The organism is Sinimarinibacterium flocculans (assembly GCF_003201205.1).
GTDB classification, from domain to species: Bacteria; Pseudomonadota; Gammaproteobacteria; order Nevskiales; family Nevskiaceae; genus Solimonas; species Solimonas flocculans.
On record NZ_QICN01000002.1, the window covers coordinates 322,069 to 335,171 of the forward strand.

Genomic DNA, 13,103 nt, shown 5'->3' on the forward strand with positions numbered 1-13,103 from the left:
ATGCCGCTGTGCATCGGACTGATGTCGGGCACCAGCATGGACGGCGTGGACGCTGTCCTGTGCGAGGTCGATACCACGCGGACCCAGGTCCGGCTCAGCGCGCGGTCCACCTACACCAACGACCTGAGAAGCCGCCTGCTGGCGCTGCAGACCGACCCGGATCAACCCGTGAGTCTGCGCGAGCTGGCCGCGCTTGATCGCGCCGTCGCGGAAGCTTTCGCCGCCGCCGCGGGGGACCTGATGCGCAGCGCAGGTGACCTCGCCCGCGAGGTCCGCGTCATCGGCGCCCACGGTCAGACCGTGTTCCACGACCCGCTCGGCGCTCGCAACAGCCTCCAGCTGGGAGACCCGGCGATGATCGCCGTGCGCTGCGGCGTGCCGGTGGCTGCGGACTTTCGTCGCGCCGACATGGCGCTCGGCGGCCAGGGCGCTCCGCTGGTGCCGGCGTTCCATCGGGCGCGCTTCGGTTCGCACGCGCCCTGCGCCATCCTGAACCTCGGCGGCATTGCGAATCTGACGCTGATCGCCGGCGACGGTCACACGCACGGCTTCGACACCGGGCCGGGCAACGGCCTGATGGACGCATGGATCGAGCGGCATCTGGACCGGCCCTTCGACCGCGACGGAGCGTGGGCACGCACCGGCCGCGTGAACGAGACACTGTTGGAGGCCTGTCTGACCGACCCGTACTTTGCCGCCCCGCCACCGAAGAGCACCGGGCGCGACTACTTCGGTCTCCCATGGCTGGTGACGCGTCATCCGCGCGTGGACGAACTCGAGCCTGCGGACGTGCAACGGACGCTGTGCGAACTGACGGTCCTGTCGGTCGCGTCCTCGCTGCAGCGTCAGGCGCCGCAGACCGAACGGCTGTTCGCCTGCGGCGGCGGGCGCCACAACCGCCTGCTGATGGAGCGCCTGCAGCAGGTCATGCCGTCGGCCCATGTGGACACCACGGATGCCCTCGGACTCGATGGCGATCTCGTCGAAGCCGCGGCCTTCGCCTGGCTGGGATGGCGCCGCATCGAGGCTTTGCCGGGGAACCTGCCCGCCGTGACAGGGGCGACGCGCGAAACGGTGCTCGGCGGACTGTATCTGCCCTGAGCCGCCGCCGGGGTCAGACGGTGAAGGAGTTTCCGCAGCCGCAGGTCGTGCTGGCGTTGGGGTTGCGGATCACGAACTGCGCCCCTTCCACGCTTTCCTTGTAGTCGATCTCGGCGCCCTGCAGGTACTGCAGGCTCATCGGGTCGACCAGCAGCGTCACCCCGCTGCGCTTGACCCGCGTGTCGTCGTCCTCGGCCTGCTTCTCGAAACGAAAGCCGTACTGGAACCCCGAGCAGCCGCCGCCACTGACGAAAACGCGCAGCATCTGCTGCGGATCGTCCTCCTCCTGCAGGAGGGCGAAAACCTTCTGCGCCGCCGCTTCGGTGAAAATGACCGACTCTTCCATTTCTTCCGTCCTGCGAACCACTCAGCCGTTGACGATGCCTTTGACCCGGCGCGCCTCGCTGAGTTCGTCGGACTGGGGGTCGCTTCCACCCTCGGCTTTCGCGGCGGTGCCGCCGCTGAAGTTCTCGGACGCCCCCGTACCGTCGTCGTGGACCAGCTGCCCGTTGACCTTGGAGCCGCTTTCCATCTCGATGATCCGGTAGAAGACGTTGCCCGTGATCCGTGCCTTCGCGGACAGCGCGATCTTCTGCGAGGCGTGCACGTCGCCGGTGACCGTACCGTTGAGCACGACGTTCGGCACCCGCACGTCACCTTCGATCGACCCATGTTCGCTCACCGACAGTGCGGCGGCCTTGTCGGCCGAGGCAATCACCTTGCCCTTGATCTTGCCGTCGACATGCAGCCCCCCGGTGAAGCGCACGTCACCGAGAATCTCGGTCTGCCGGCCGATCAGCGTATCGACGCCGACGCTCGTGCTGGTGCTGCTCTTGCTGCTGCTGTTGTTGCCGCTGTTGCCACCGAACATTGCTAGGGACCTCCATGGCCGACCAGTCGCTCCCAGTCGAAGGATTCGTCGACGCGCGGGGAGCCGTTGCCCTCGGGCACGAGCGTCACCGTCACGCGAACAGGCTCGAAATTCCGGGGAACGGCGATCTCGCCGGCGAATTCCTCGAAATACTTCAAGGAAAATACCAGATTCGGCACCGTATCACCGACTGAAACGTCCGCCCAGGGCAGCCGGACTTCCGCATTGCCCCGCTCGCCCACGAGCTCCAGGTCGATGCGACCGGCCACGCGCTTGTCGTGCCGCACCGACTGGATCAGCACGAGTTCGTAGGCGTACCGGTCCGGGGTCGCCGCCGGCTGCATCTTGAACTCATAGACCCGCACGCCGGCACGCGACTGCTCCGGCGCGACGATCCCGCGGTAGAAGGCGAGCTGCTCGCGCAGGTCCGAGGCCTCGGCCTGCAGGTCGCCCAGCGACGCACGCACCTCGTTGCAGGCCTCCGTGTCGATCTGCTGGGAGCGCTCGACATAGGCGACCTGTTCCTCCAGCTCGCGAATCTGTTCGCGCGCCATGCGCAGGTCGCGCGTCAGCCCGCGGCGTTCCTCGCGCAGTTGCTCGACTTCCAGCCGCGCGTGCTCGAAATCCGACACCGTGGATGCGCGCGTGTACAGGTAGAGCCCCCATGCGCCGAGCGCCAGCAGGAACCCGCCGCCGCCGATCAGCGCCGGCTTCAGCCACCACGGGCGCTGGCGCGCGACGACGATACGCGGCTGCATGCGGGTTCCGGCTCAGGGCGCCAGCGGCGGCGCGAGCAGGCCGCTGCGTTCGTCGAGACCGAACATCAGGTTCATGTTCTGAACGGCCTGGCCGGACGCCCCCTTCACCAGATTGTCGATCACGCTCAGCACGATCGCATGGGCGCCGTCCGCCGAACGATGCACGGCGATGCGGCACAGGTTGCTCGCGCGCACGCTGCGCGTCTCGGGATGCGCGCCGGCCGGCATGACGTCGACGAAGGGCTCGTCGGCATAGCGCCGCTCGAAGGTGGCCTGCAACTCGTCGAGCGGCTGCGCGAGCGGCACGTACAGCGTGGCGTGGATGCCGCGGATCATGGGCACCAGATGCGGAACGAAGCTCACGGCGACCGGGCCGCCGGCGATGCGCCCGAGCCCCTGCGCGATCTCCGGCCAGTGCCGATGCCCGGACACGCCGTAGGCCTTGAAGGAGTCACCCGCCTCGCAATACAGCGAGCCGAGCTTGGCCTCGCGGCCGGCGCCGCTGACGCCGGACTTGCAGTCGGCCACGAGCCCCTGCCGCGGCGCGAGCCCCGCTTCGAGCAGCGGCAGGAAGCCGAGCTGCACGGCTGTCGGATAGCAACCCGGATTGGCGACCAGGCGCGCCTCGCGGATGCGCTCGCGATCGACTTCCGGCAAGCCGTAGACCGCCCGCTCGAGCCACTGGGGACTCGCGTGTTCAAGCCCGTACCACTGCTTGAACACGGCGGGATCGGAGAGACGGAAATCGGCCGACAGGTCGATGACGCGCACGCCGGCGTCGAGCAGATCGGGCGCCAGCGTCATCGCCGTGCCATGCGGCGTGGCGAAGAAAACCGCGTCGCAGCCCTTCAAGCGCTCCGCATCGGGCGCTTCGAACACCGACTCGCAATGCCCGCGCAGATGCGGGTACAAGGCATCGGCGCGCAGGCCGGCTTCCTTGCGCGAAGTCAGCACCGTGACCCGCGCATCGGGGTGCTGCGCCAGCAGGCGCAGGAGTTCGGCGCCGGTGTACCCGGTGCCGCCGACGATTCCGACCTTGATCATTCGCGCTTCACATCCGGCAAGGAGGTGCAGGGCGCACCTGCGAAGCCGCGCATTGTACCGTCAGCGGCCTGGCATACACTGCCGTCCCCGACACCGATTCCTCGTCATGCTCTGGGTCAAGGCCATCCACGTCTTCTTTGTCGTCGCCTGGTTCGCCGGGCTGTTCTATCTGCCACGCCTGTTCGTCTATCACGCCGACACCGCCGACGATTCCGGCCACGAGCGCTTCTGCGTGATGGAGCGTCGGCTCTATGCCATCACGACGCTGGGCATGGTCGGTACCTGGGTGTTCGGCCTGTGGCTGCTGTGGCTGGTGCCCGGCTATCTGCAGATGGGCTGGCTGCACGCCAAGCTGGCGCTGGTCCTCGGCCTTTCCGCGTACCACGGCTGGCTGAAGACACGCGTGCGTGCCTTTGCGGCCCGACGCAATACGCGGAGCGCGCGCTTCTACCGGATTGCCAACGAGGTGCCTGCCGTCGCGCTGCTGGCGGTCGTCATCCTGGTCATCGTCAAGCCGTTCTGAAGGCAGAAGGGCGAAAAGCTCGCGCGCTGTTCACCTGAGTCGTGACCGTCCGTGGCTCGGCGCTCGATGCGAAGCGAGCGCCAGTGGCGCCCGCTCACGTGTCTCTCACCCTTCGCTCATCTCCCCGCAGGCGAACTGCACGAAGTTCTGCAGGCCCATGCGCTCGATCAGGCCAAGCTGCTCCTCGATCCAGTCGATGTGCTCTTCCTCGCTCTCCTGGATCTCCACCAGCAACTCGCGCGTCACGTAGTCACGCACGCTCTCGCAGTAGGCGATGGCCTCCTGGTACATCGGATGCGCTTCCTTCTCCCGCTTGAGGTCGCATTCGAGGATCTCCTTGACGTCCTCGCCGATGTAGAGCTTGCCCAGATCCTGCAGGTTGGGCAGCCCCTCGAGGAACAGGATGCGCGCGATGAGCTTGTCCGCGTGCTTCATCTCGTCGATGGATTCCTCGTACTCGTGCTTGCCGAGCCGCTTCATGCCCCAGTTGTTGAGCATGCGGGCGTGCAGGAAGTACTGGTTGATCGAGGTCAGCTCGTTCTTCAGCGCCTGGTTGAGAAACTCGATGACTTTCGCGTCACCACGCATCGTTCCGCTCCTTGGTCAATGTCGGAGCGAGTATAGGCAGCGTGAAAAACCCGTGACGAAATCTCGACGGGAGAAGAAGCGCTTAGGATTCTCAATTGCGCCCCGGGACGAGGCTCAGGCGACCGCCGCGACTCCGCCCGCGAGCGTCAGCGTCGCCGGAGACAGCGCGCTCGTGCAGCTCGACAGCTCCTGCTCCAGCAGCTCCCGTGCGGCAGGCACGCACTTGCCGCAGCAGGTGCCGACGCCGTGGCTGCGGGACAGCTCGCGCAGGCTGACCACACCCTGCTCGCGGATGGCGCGGCGGGCGGTGCGCTCGGAGACGGCTTTGCAGACGCAGAGATACATGGCGTCGCAATCGTAAAATCGAATGAGAACGATTGTCAACGCGAATCAGCCTGACGGCCGATGTCCGACGGCTCAGGCGGCGATCGCGCTGCGCCGCACCGGTTCGCGCGGTTCGATCCCCATCAAGGGCGCCAGTTCGTTGAGGGCGCGACGGTATACGTCCCGCTTGAACTCGACCACTTCCTCGATCGGATGCCAGTAGTCGACCCAGCGCCAGCCGTCGAATTCCGGCTTGCCCGTGGCGTCGAAGCGCACGGCGGCCTCGGCGCCGATGAGCCTCAGGGCGAACCACTTCTGCTTCTGGCCAATGCAGGTGCGGCCGCGCGAACGCCGCAGATAGCGGTTGGGCAGACGGTAGCGCAGCCAGCCCGTGGTCATCCCGAGGATCCGCACATGCTCGGGCAGCAGGCCCAGTTCCTCGTGCAGCTCACGGAAGAGCGCCTCGCGCGGCGACTCGCCGCGCTGGATGCCGCCCTGGGGGAACTGCCAGGCCTCTTGGTTGACCCGCTTGGCCCACAGCAAACGCCCGTCCGTGCCGCTGAGCACGATCCCGACGTTCGGCCGAAAGCCATCCGAATCAATCACTTGGTTGAACCAACCTGTGCATGTCTGGTCAATTTTTCCACAGCGCGGCGAGTACCGGCAATGCTGCTATGCTCGCGCGCCGTGCTGCCGCTGCATGCGCAGGCCGCGCCCATGCCTCCGCCGCCATGAATCTCGCCGTCTTCGATCTCGACAACACGCTGCTCGCCGGAGACAGCGATTACCTGTGGGGCGTCTTCCTGGTCGAGAACGGCGTCGTCGATTCCGCCCACTACGCGCGCAGCAACGAGCGCTTCTACCGCGAGTATCAGGCCGGGACCCTGGATATCCACGCCTACGGCGCCTTCGTGCTGCAACCGCTGGTCGAGCGCGACACCAGCTTCATGAAGGAGCTGCGGCAGCGCTTCATCGACGAGCGGGTCGCGCCGATGGTGGCTCCGGGCGCGGCCGCGCTGCTCGACCGGCACCGCCGCGATGGCGACACGCTGCTGATCACCACGGCAACCAACCGCTTCGTCGTCGAGCCGATCGCCGAGATGCTCGGTGTACCGAACCTGCTGGCCACCGACCCGGAAATCGTCGACGGCCGTTATACCGGCCGGCTGCAGGGAACGCCGAACTTCCAGGCGGGCAAGGTCACGCGGCTGCGCGCATGGATGGCCTCACAAGGCCAGCGCTTCGACGGCATCTGCGCGTACAGCGACTCGCACAACGACCTGCCGCTGTTGCAGATGGCCGATCGCGCGGTCGCGGTAGACCCCGACCCCACCCTGCGGGCCGCCGCGCTCGAGCGCGGCTGGGACGTGATCAGCCTGCGCTGAGCCTCAGGCTGCCGAACGCCGGGTGCAGGCGGCCATTGGTGGCCAGCACCGTACGCGTGTCCAGGCCCAGATCGCGCCCGTCCAGGTCGGTGAAGGTCCCGCCGGCCTCGCGCACGATCACCGCCAGCGCGGCGATGTCGAGGATGTTGACGTCCGACTCGACGACCGCGTCGAGCTTGCCGGCCGCCAGCCAGTGGTAGTGCAGAAAATCGCCGTAGCCGCGGATACGGTGCAGCTGCGGGATCAGCTGGCCGAGCGCCGCCCACTGCGGCGCACGCGCCAACGTCGCGAGATTGCCGGTCGAGAGCGTCGCCTTGTCCAGGCTGCCGATCTGCGACACCTGCAGGCGCTCGAACTGCGCGGCGGGCGTATCCAGCAGGCCGCGCCACGCGCCTTGCCCTGATTCGGCCCAGAGCAGTTCGCCCAGCCCCTCGTTCCAGCACGGGGCGCAGGACACGCCGAGCTTCAGTTCGCCGCGATGCATCAGCGCGATCTGGACGGAAAACACGGGATACCCGCGGACGAAGGCCTTGGTGCCGTCGATCGGATCGACCAGCCACAGGTATTCCGCGTCGGCGTGGTCCTTGCCGGTCTCCTCGCCGAAGAACCCGTAGCCCGGGAACCGTGCCTGCAGCACCGCCTTGATCGCCTTCTCCGCGGCGACGTCGACCTCGGTCACCGGACTAGCGTCGGCCTTGTATTGCACGTCGAAGTTGCCGCGGAACGCCTTGCGGATGATGTCGCTGGCGGCATGTGCGGCGTCCAGGGCGGCGGCAAGCGGGGCGGAACTCATGGCGATACGGCAAACGGATGAACGGGCGCGGCATCTTACCGGGTACACTGTCGGCCGCGCAGGTGCCGCGGCTCGAAGGCCGCGGTGAAACGGGAAGTCCGTGAAATCCGGACGCTGCCCCCGCAACGGTAACTGGCAACACACGCGGCGAACGCCACTGGCCCCACAGGGCCGGGAAGGCCAAGCCTCACGACGAGCCAGGAGCCCGGAGACCGGCCTGCGCATCAGGTAGCCGTGGTCGCGGTGGGCGACTGTGCGGTTGGCGAAGCCATACCGGCCACGGACGTTTTCTGCTCGCGCGGAGTCTGGCTTGCCGGTCATCGATCGCCCGTCCTCCATCGGTTCGTGCTGCGCCGCGGTACTGGCGCTGCTGGCGTCTGCGCCCGGCTGCGCGGCCGGAACCGAGCTGTCGCCGGTGATCGTCGACGGCGAGCGCGCATCGCTGGACGGCAGCGGCGCGACGATCCGGGTCGACGTCGATCCGCTGTCGGCCATCGATCTGGCGGAACTGCTGGCGGGACTGCCCGGCGTCCAGGTGCGCAGCGCCGGCGGCCTGGGCAGCTACAGCGAAGCCGGACTGCGCGGCAGCAACGGGCGGCAGGTACGGGTGCTGCTCGACGGGCTGCCGCTGGACACCGGCGGCGGCGAAGCCAGCTCGCTGTCCCTGGTCAGTCCCTTGCTGCTCTCGTCCGTCGAGGTGCACAAGGGCAGGGTCCCGGTCGGCATCGGCAGTGGCTTGGCCGGCACCATCAATCTGCGCAGCCGGACCACATTGCCGGCGCCACTGGCGGCGCAGGCCCGCCTCGGCAGCTTCGGCGAACGTCAGGTCCACGCGGCGGCTCAACTGGCCGATCCGGTCCAGTTCGCCGCCGGCACGCGCGAAGCGGACAACGACTTCACCTACCGCAACACCTTCGGCGCCTTCGACCCGGCCGACCCGGAGCGCAACCGGCACGAGCACCGTCGCAACGCCGGCACCCGGCAGCACTACGCCTGGCTGCGTTACGCGGGCCCGATGCAGCTCACGGCCCATGCGGTCGACGACACACAGGAGCTGCCCACCCGGCTCAACGCGGAAGGCACTGCCGCGCGACTGCAGACACAGTCGCTCGCGCTGGCGCTGTCCAGCCCGCCGGGCGCCGACTGGCGCACAAGCCTGTCGCACCGGCACACCCGCGAACGCTTTCGCGACCCGGTCAGCGAACTGGGGCTGCAGGCGCAGGACACGCGCGACGACACACGCCGCAGCGCGCTGAGCGTGAACGGCACCGTCGGGCGCCTCGACGCCGCCGCGCGCATCGAGCACGAGGACTATCGCTCGCGGGATGCACTCGACGGCGGCGCCGCGATCGACGCGGAGCGCCTGGCTGCGGAAACCGGGCTGCAGTGGCAAAGCGCCACGCCGTGGCAACTGGACGCCAGTCTGCAGCTCGGCTGGTCGCGCGACCGCCACGACGGCGACCGCCCGGCGCACTGGCGCATCGAACCGGCGGTCGGGCTGAGCCGCCGCTTCGATGCCTGCCGCATCGCGGCCAATCTCGGCCACCGCGAGCGGCTACCGACGTTCTTCGAACGCTACGGCGATCGCGGCCTGTTCAAGGGCAACCCCGAGCTCTCGCCGGAGCGCGCCGCCTACGCCGACCTCGGGACGCGATGTCTGCTCGCGAACGTCGACATGGAGCTCACCGCCTTCGGACAGGACCTGCACGACGCCATCAGCCCGACCTACAACGGCCAGGGGATCGGCCGCTCGGTGAACACCGAGCGCGCGCTGATCTACGGCATCGAGTTCGGCGCGGGCCGCAGCTGGAACGGCTGGGACTGGCATCTGGGCGGCACCTGGCAGCAGACCGAAGACCGCAGCGCCGTACGCGCCAGTCGCGGCAAACAGCTTCCGGGGCGTTACGAGCAGCAGCTCGATACGCGCCTGTCGTACGGCTGGCCGACGCTGCGCCTGCAGTACGCCTTCCGCTACGAGGCCGGCCAGTACTACGACAGCGCCAACCTGCTCGAAGCCGAGCCCCTGCGACGCCACGATCTCGCCGCGTTCGGCAGCGTCGGCGCGCTCGGCTGGACGCTGCAGTGGCTCAACCTGCGCGACGACAACGCCGAGCAGTTCAACGGATTCCCGACACCCGGCCGCCGATGGCTGCTGTCGCTGACCTGGCCGGCGACGGCCGTTTCTTCACCTCGGAGTTCACCATGACGCTACGCAAGACGCTCTGGCTGCTGCCGCTCGCAGTCGCCGCCTGCTCGGACAACGACAACGCCGCTCCGCCGCCGTTCAAGGACCTGGCCGTCGTCGCCGCGCGGGCACCGGACTACAGCAGCGGCGCCGTCTCGCTGATCGACCAGCAGCCCCCGTATGCAGCGACCAACAACCTCGCGCCGACCACGTCCGACATCGTCGTGCGCAGCGGCGGCGACCACTACTTCCTGATCGAGCGTTTCGGCTCCGACCGCATCAAGCGCTTCGACCCGGAAAACCCGCAGACTCCGGCCTACACCTACTCCACGCAGGACGCCGGCGACACCCAGAGCAGCAACCCCTATGACCTGATCTCCGCAGCCGCGGACAAGGCCTACCTGCTGCGCTACGGATCGGGCAGCCTTTGGATCGTCGATCCATCGGCCACGGACGAAGCCTCGTTCAAGATCGGCGAGATCGACCTGTCGGCGCTCGACGACGACGGCATCCCCGAGATGAGCGCCGCGATCCTTCGCGGCAGTCGCCTCTACGTGGCATTGCAGCGCCTCGAGAACTTTGCCGCCACCCGGTCCGGGCAACTCGCCGTCATCGACGTGGCGACGGACACACTGGTCGACACCATCGACCTGCCCGTGCGCAGCCCTTCGCGCCTGCTCGCCGATCCGGAAGGCGAGCGCCTGTTCGTCGTTGCCGACGGCGGTTTCGACGGCAGCTTCGCACCGCTCTACGAAGGCGGCATCGCCGTCGTGGACACGGCCGAGAGCGAGGCCACGCTGCTGATCGACGACGGTACGCCCGAGGATGCGCCCTATGGCCAGATCGCCGACGCGGTCGTCGTCGACGCACAGCGTGGCTATTTCATCGGCAGCGCCGGCTTCGGCGACGACCAGACGCTGTATCGCTTCGATCCGGACGCGCCGGCGACGCCGGTCGTGGTCGCGGGGCTCGCCGGCGTCGGCCTGAGCAGCCTCGCCGTCGATGTCCAAGGCCAGGTCTGGGTCGGCCGCAGCGAAAGCGCCGCCCCCGGTGTCACGGTGCTCGGCTTCGCCGCCGGCGCCGAGACAGTGCTAGCGCCACTCGTCGACACGGTTCTCACGCCGATCAACATCGACTTCGTCACCGTCGCCGAAGTCGCCCGCTGAGCGATGCGGGCGGGCGCCGGCCACGGCGCCCGCCCGCTGCTGCCGTTACGCTTGCACACCTGCACCTGCCGGAACACTTCATGGGACACCGACTCAGCAAGATCGCGACACGCACCGGCGACTCCGGCACCTCGGGCCTGGCCACCGGCGAGCGCCTGCCGAAGACCGATTCGCGCTTCGCCGCGATGGGCGATCTCGACGAACTCAACAGCACCATCGGCGTGCTGCTGGCGCTGTCGCCGCCGGCGCGCTTCGCCGAGCCCCTGCGCGAGATCCAGCATCGCCTGTTCGATATCGGCGGCGAGATCGCGATGCCCGGCTATCCCGTCATCGGCGACGAGCAGGCCGCCGCACTCGACGCCTGGCTCGAGGCGTTCAACGCCGACCTGCCGCCGCTCAAGGAGTTCGTGCTGCCCGGCGGCGGGCCCCTGGGCGCGCAGGCGCATCTGGCCCGTGCCGTCGCGCGCCGCGCCGAGCGTGCGCTATGGCGCACCCACGAAACGTCGCCGGTGAACGCCGCATCGCTGCGCTACCTCAACCGCCTGTCGGACCTGCTGTTCGTCATCGCGCGACACCTGGCCCGTGCCCACGGCGGCGAGGTCACCTGGGCGAGGGTGTCGGCCTAGGCGCGTCCGCGGCAGCGTCCTTCGCAGCCGCGAGCGCACGCACGCGGTCCAGTCCTTCACACAGCTCCGCGATGCCGTCGAGCATGCGTGGCGACTGCCGCGTCAGCGTGTTGCCGTCGACGACGACGCGTCGACGGGGATCGGACGGCGGCAGTCGCGGCAGCCGTGCCCAGTAGTCGGCAATGGCGGCAGGGTCCTCCTGCTGCGAGTGCACGACGACATCGGGTCGGGCCGCGATCACCGCCTCACGGCCGACGGCCGCAGCCAGCGCCGGCAAGTCGGCGAAAACGTTCCTGGCGCCGCACAGCTCGAGCGCTTCGTGAATCGGGCTGCGACGGTTCACGCTGAACGCCGGCGCCGTCTCGGTCTGGTAGAAGGCGCGCAGCGGCGCGCGGTCACGGTAGCGCTCGCGCAGGGCCTGGAGCCGCGCGCGAAAATCATCGACGGCCTGCGCGGTACCCGGTGCGCCGATGTGCACACCGACCCGTTCGAGCGCGACGCCAATGCCATCCAGATCGCGGATCGCAACCGTCTCGACCGCGAGACCGAGACCACGCAAACGCTCGACGGTCGCAGCCGGCGTACCGCCGTCCCAGGCCAGCACCAGGTCGGGCTGCAAGCGCAGCAGGGCTTCGAGGTTGACGCTGAACGCGTCGCCGACGCGCGGCAGCGCCGCAGCCTGTTCGGGGGCGTCGGTGTAGGCAACCACGCCGACGAGCCGTGGACAGGCACCGACGGCGCAGGCCAGTTCCGCGAGGTGCGGTGCCAGCGCCACGACACGCTCGGCAGCGGCCGTGGCACCGGCGTACAGCGCCAGCATCAAGGCGAAGACACGGCGCATCAGAGCAGCTGTCCGGTCGTCGTCAGTGCGAATCCGGCCAGCATGATCAGCAGCGCCCGCCACTGCATGCGCAGCACCTCGGTCAGCAGGGCTTCGAGGCTCGCCGGCACGACCGCGCCGCCCTGCTCCTCCGCACCGAGCGAAGCCGACGGCACTTCGGCGAGCACCGCCCAGGTCTGTGTCCGCCAACCGTGTTCGGGTTCGGGCTCGCGCCAGAGCTGACGCCAGGCCGCCAGGGCATCGTCGAGACTGCCGGCGAGGCCGTAGACCAGCGCCGTCACCCGCGCAGGCAGCCAGGCCAGCACCGCATGCAGCCAGTCTGCTGCGCGCAACGCCGGCGAATCGGGCGCAGTCTCGTCGAGCAGGCGCGGCAGGCGGCTGACCAGACGATAGAGCACGGCGCCCGCCGGCCCGAGCGCGAAGAACCACAGCAGCACGCCGAACAGCTTCTCGTGCGACTGCACGAACAGCGCGCCGACCAGCGAGCGATGGGTCTCGCCCGGTTGCGCCCCCCGCTGCAGGGCACGCGCGAGCTGCGCCGCCCGCTCGGCATCGCCCTCGGCCCGGGCCTGCAGCAGGTCGTGCACGTCCTCGGCGAGATCGCGCGGCCCCAGGCACAGCAGCAACACGGCCGCAGACAGCAGCAGCCGCACGATCGGACCTTCGATGAGCCCGAAGCCCCACCACACCAAGACCGCCGGCGGCACGACGATGAGCACCGGCAACGCCAGCGAGCGCCACAGACGCTGCGGCGCGAGCGCATGCAGCCCGCGCATCACCGCGAGAAACAGGACCGGCCGCCCCCAGCCGGGCAGATGCCCGAGCAGGCGTTCGAGCAACAGGGCCAGCAGTATGCCGATCAGCGTCATCGTCGCCCCCGGCGGACGCAATCCGCTCT

The 13,103-nt window shown here is 68.9% G+C and carries 16 protein-coding genes and 1 riboswitch; of the genes, 6 read left to right on the forward strand and 10 right to left on the reverse strand.

Features of this window, described 5'->3' with window-relative positions; all coding sequences use genetic code 11:
- Positions 1–1,101, forward strand: a complete 1,101-nt coding sequence (locus C8D93_RS05195) for an anhydro-N-acetylmuramic acid kinase (protein WP_110264092.1) — start codon at positions 1–3, stop codon at positions 1,099–1,101.
- Between the two features lie 13 nt (positions 1,102–1,114).
- Here the strand turns inward: C8D93_RS05195 and erpA are convergent, their stop codons facing one another.
- From erpA to argC, 4 genes are read right to left on the reverse strand one after another with little or no spacing between them, the layout of a single operon-like run.
- Positions 1,115–1,447, reverse strand: a complete 333-nt coding sequence (gene erpA, locus C8D93_RS05200; RefSeq protein ID WP_110264093.1) for an iron-sulfur cluster insertion protein ErpA — start codon at positions 1,445–1,447, stop codon at positions 1,115–1,117.
- Between the two features lie 21 nt (positions 1,448–1,468).
- Complete coding sequence (locus C8D93_RS05205) at positions 1,469–1,972, reverse strand: bactofilin family protein (RefSeq protein ID WP_110264094.1); 504 nt, start codon at positions 1,970–1,972, stop codon at positions 1,469–1,471.
- Positions 1,973–1,974: 2 nt separating this feature from the next.
- A complete protein-coding gene (locus C8D93_RS05210; protein WP_110264095.1) occupies positions 1,975–2,730 on the reverse strand; it encodes a DUF6776 family protein in 756 nt (251 codons plus the stop codon).
- Positions 2,731–2,742: 12 nt separating this feature from the next.
- Positions 2,743–3,774, reverse strand: a complete 1,032-nt coding sequence (gene argC, locus C8D93_RS05215) for an N-acetyl-gamma-glutamyl-phosphate reductase (RefSeq protein WP_110264096.1) — start codon at positions 3,772–3,774, stop codon at positions 2,743–2,745.
- A 106-nt stretch (positions 3,775–3,880) separates the two neighbouring features.
- Between argC and hemJ the strand changes: the two genes are divergently transcribed.
- Positions 3,881–4,297 carry a protoporphyrinogen oxidase HemJ gene (hemJ, locus tag C8D93_RS05220; protein ID WP_110264097.1) on the forward strand — a complete coding sequence of 139 codons (417 nt, stop codon included), beginning with the start codon at positions 3,881–3,883 and terminating at the stop codon, positions 4,295–4,297.
- 105 nt (positions 4,298–4,402) lie between these two features.
- Here the strand turns inward: hemJ and bfr are convergent, their stop codons facing one another.
- The 3 genes from bfr to C8D93_RS05235 all read right to left on the reverse strand — a co-directional run bounded on the left by bfr (position 4,403) and on the right by C8D93_RS05235 (position 5,815).
- Positions 4,403–4,885, reverse strand: coding sequence for a bacterioferritin (bfr, locus tag C8D93_RS05225; RefSeq protein WP_110264098.1), 483 nt, complete (start codon positions 4,883–4,885; stop codon positions 4,403–4,405).
- A gap of 114 nt (positions 4,886–4,999) precedes the next feature.
- A complete protein-coding gene (locus C8D93_RS05230; protein WP_110264099.1) occupies positions 5,000–5,230 on the reverse strand; it encodes a (2Fe-2S)-binding protein in 231 nt (76 codons plus the stop codon).
- 72 nt (positions 5,231–5,302) lie between these two features.
- Complete coding sequence (locus tag C8D93_RS05235; protein ID WP_110264100.1) at positions 5,303–5,815, reverse strand: RNA pyrophosphohydrolase; 513 nt, start codon at positions 5,813–5,815, stop codon at positions 5,303–5,305.
- A gap of 125 nt (positions 5,816–5,940) precedes the next feature.
- On the opposite strand from C8D93_RS05235, the gene C8D93_RS05240 reads away from it, so the two are divergent.
- Positions 5,941–6,594, forward strand: coding sequence for a histidinol-phosphatase (locus tag C8D93_RS05240; protein WP_110264361.1), 654 nt, complete (start codon positions 5,941–5,943; stop codon positions 6,592–6,594).
- On the opposite strand, the gene C8D93_RS05245 is transcribed toward C8D93_RS05240, so the two are convergent.
- Positions 6,581–7,387 carry an inositol monophosphatase family protein gene (locus tag C8D93_RS05245; protein ID WP_110264101.1) on the reverse strand — a complete coding sequence of 269 codons (807 nt, stop codon included), beginning with the start codon at positions 7,385–7,387 and terminating at the stop codon, positions 6,581–6,583. The two genes, C8D93_RS05240 and C8D93_RS05245, sit on opposite strands and share 14 nt — an antisense overlap.
- A gap of 43 nt (positions 7,388–7,430) precedes the next feature.
- Positions 7,431–7,622: riboswitch (cobalamin riboswitch) on the forward strand.
- 75 nt (positions 7,623–7,697) lie between these two features.
- Here C8D93_RS05245 and C8D93_RS05250 point away from each other — a divergent pair.
- The 3 genes from C8D93_RS05250 (at position 7,698) to C8D93_RS05260 (ending at position 11,364) form a co-directional block, all read left to right on the forward strand.
- Positions 7,698–9,593: a TonB-dependent receptor plug domain-containing protein gene (locus tag C8D93_RS05250; RefSeq protein WP_170123913.1), complete on the forward strand. Its 1,896-nt coding sequence runs from the start codon at positions 7,698–7,700 to the stop codon at positions 9,591–9,593.
- The gene (locus C8D93_RS05255; protein WP_146216515.1) at positions 9,590–10,738 is read left to right on the forward strand and encodes an NHL repeat-containing protein; all 1,149 of its coding nucleotides are present in this window, start codon (positions 9,590–9,592) and stop codon (positions 10,736–10,738) included. Before C8D93_RS05250 ends, C8D93_RS05255 begins: the two co-directional genes overlap by 4 nt.
- 80 nt (positions 10,739–10,818) lie before the next feature.
- Entirely contained in the window at positions 10,819–11,364 is a 546-nt protein-coding gene (locus C8D93_RS05260) for a cob(I)yrinic acid a,c-diamide adenosyltransferase (RefSeq protein WP_110264104.1), read from the forward strand.
- Here C8D93_RS05260 and C8D93_RS05265 read toward each other — a convergent pair.
- Positions 11,339–12,205 (reverse strand): helical backbone metal receptor, encoded by an 867-nt coding sequence (locus C8D93_RS05265; RefSeq protein WP_110264105.1) that lies wholly within the window; start codon positions 12,203–12,205, stop codon positions 11,339–11,341. The two genes, C8D93_RS05260 and C8D93_RS05265, sit on opposite strands and share 26 nt — an antisense overlap.
- Complete coding sequence (gene ampE, locus C8D93_RS05270; protein WP_110264106.1) at positions 12,205–13,074, reverse strand: regulatory signaling modulator protein AmpE; 870 nt, start codon at positions 13,072–13,074, stop codon at positions 12,205–12,207. Before ampE ends, C8D93_RS05265 begins: the two co-directional genes overlap by 1 nt.
- Positions 13,075–13,103: the final 29 nt, after the last annotated feature.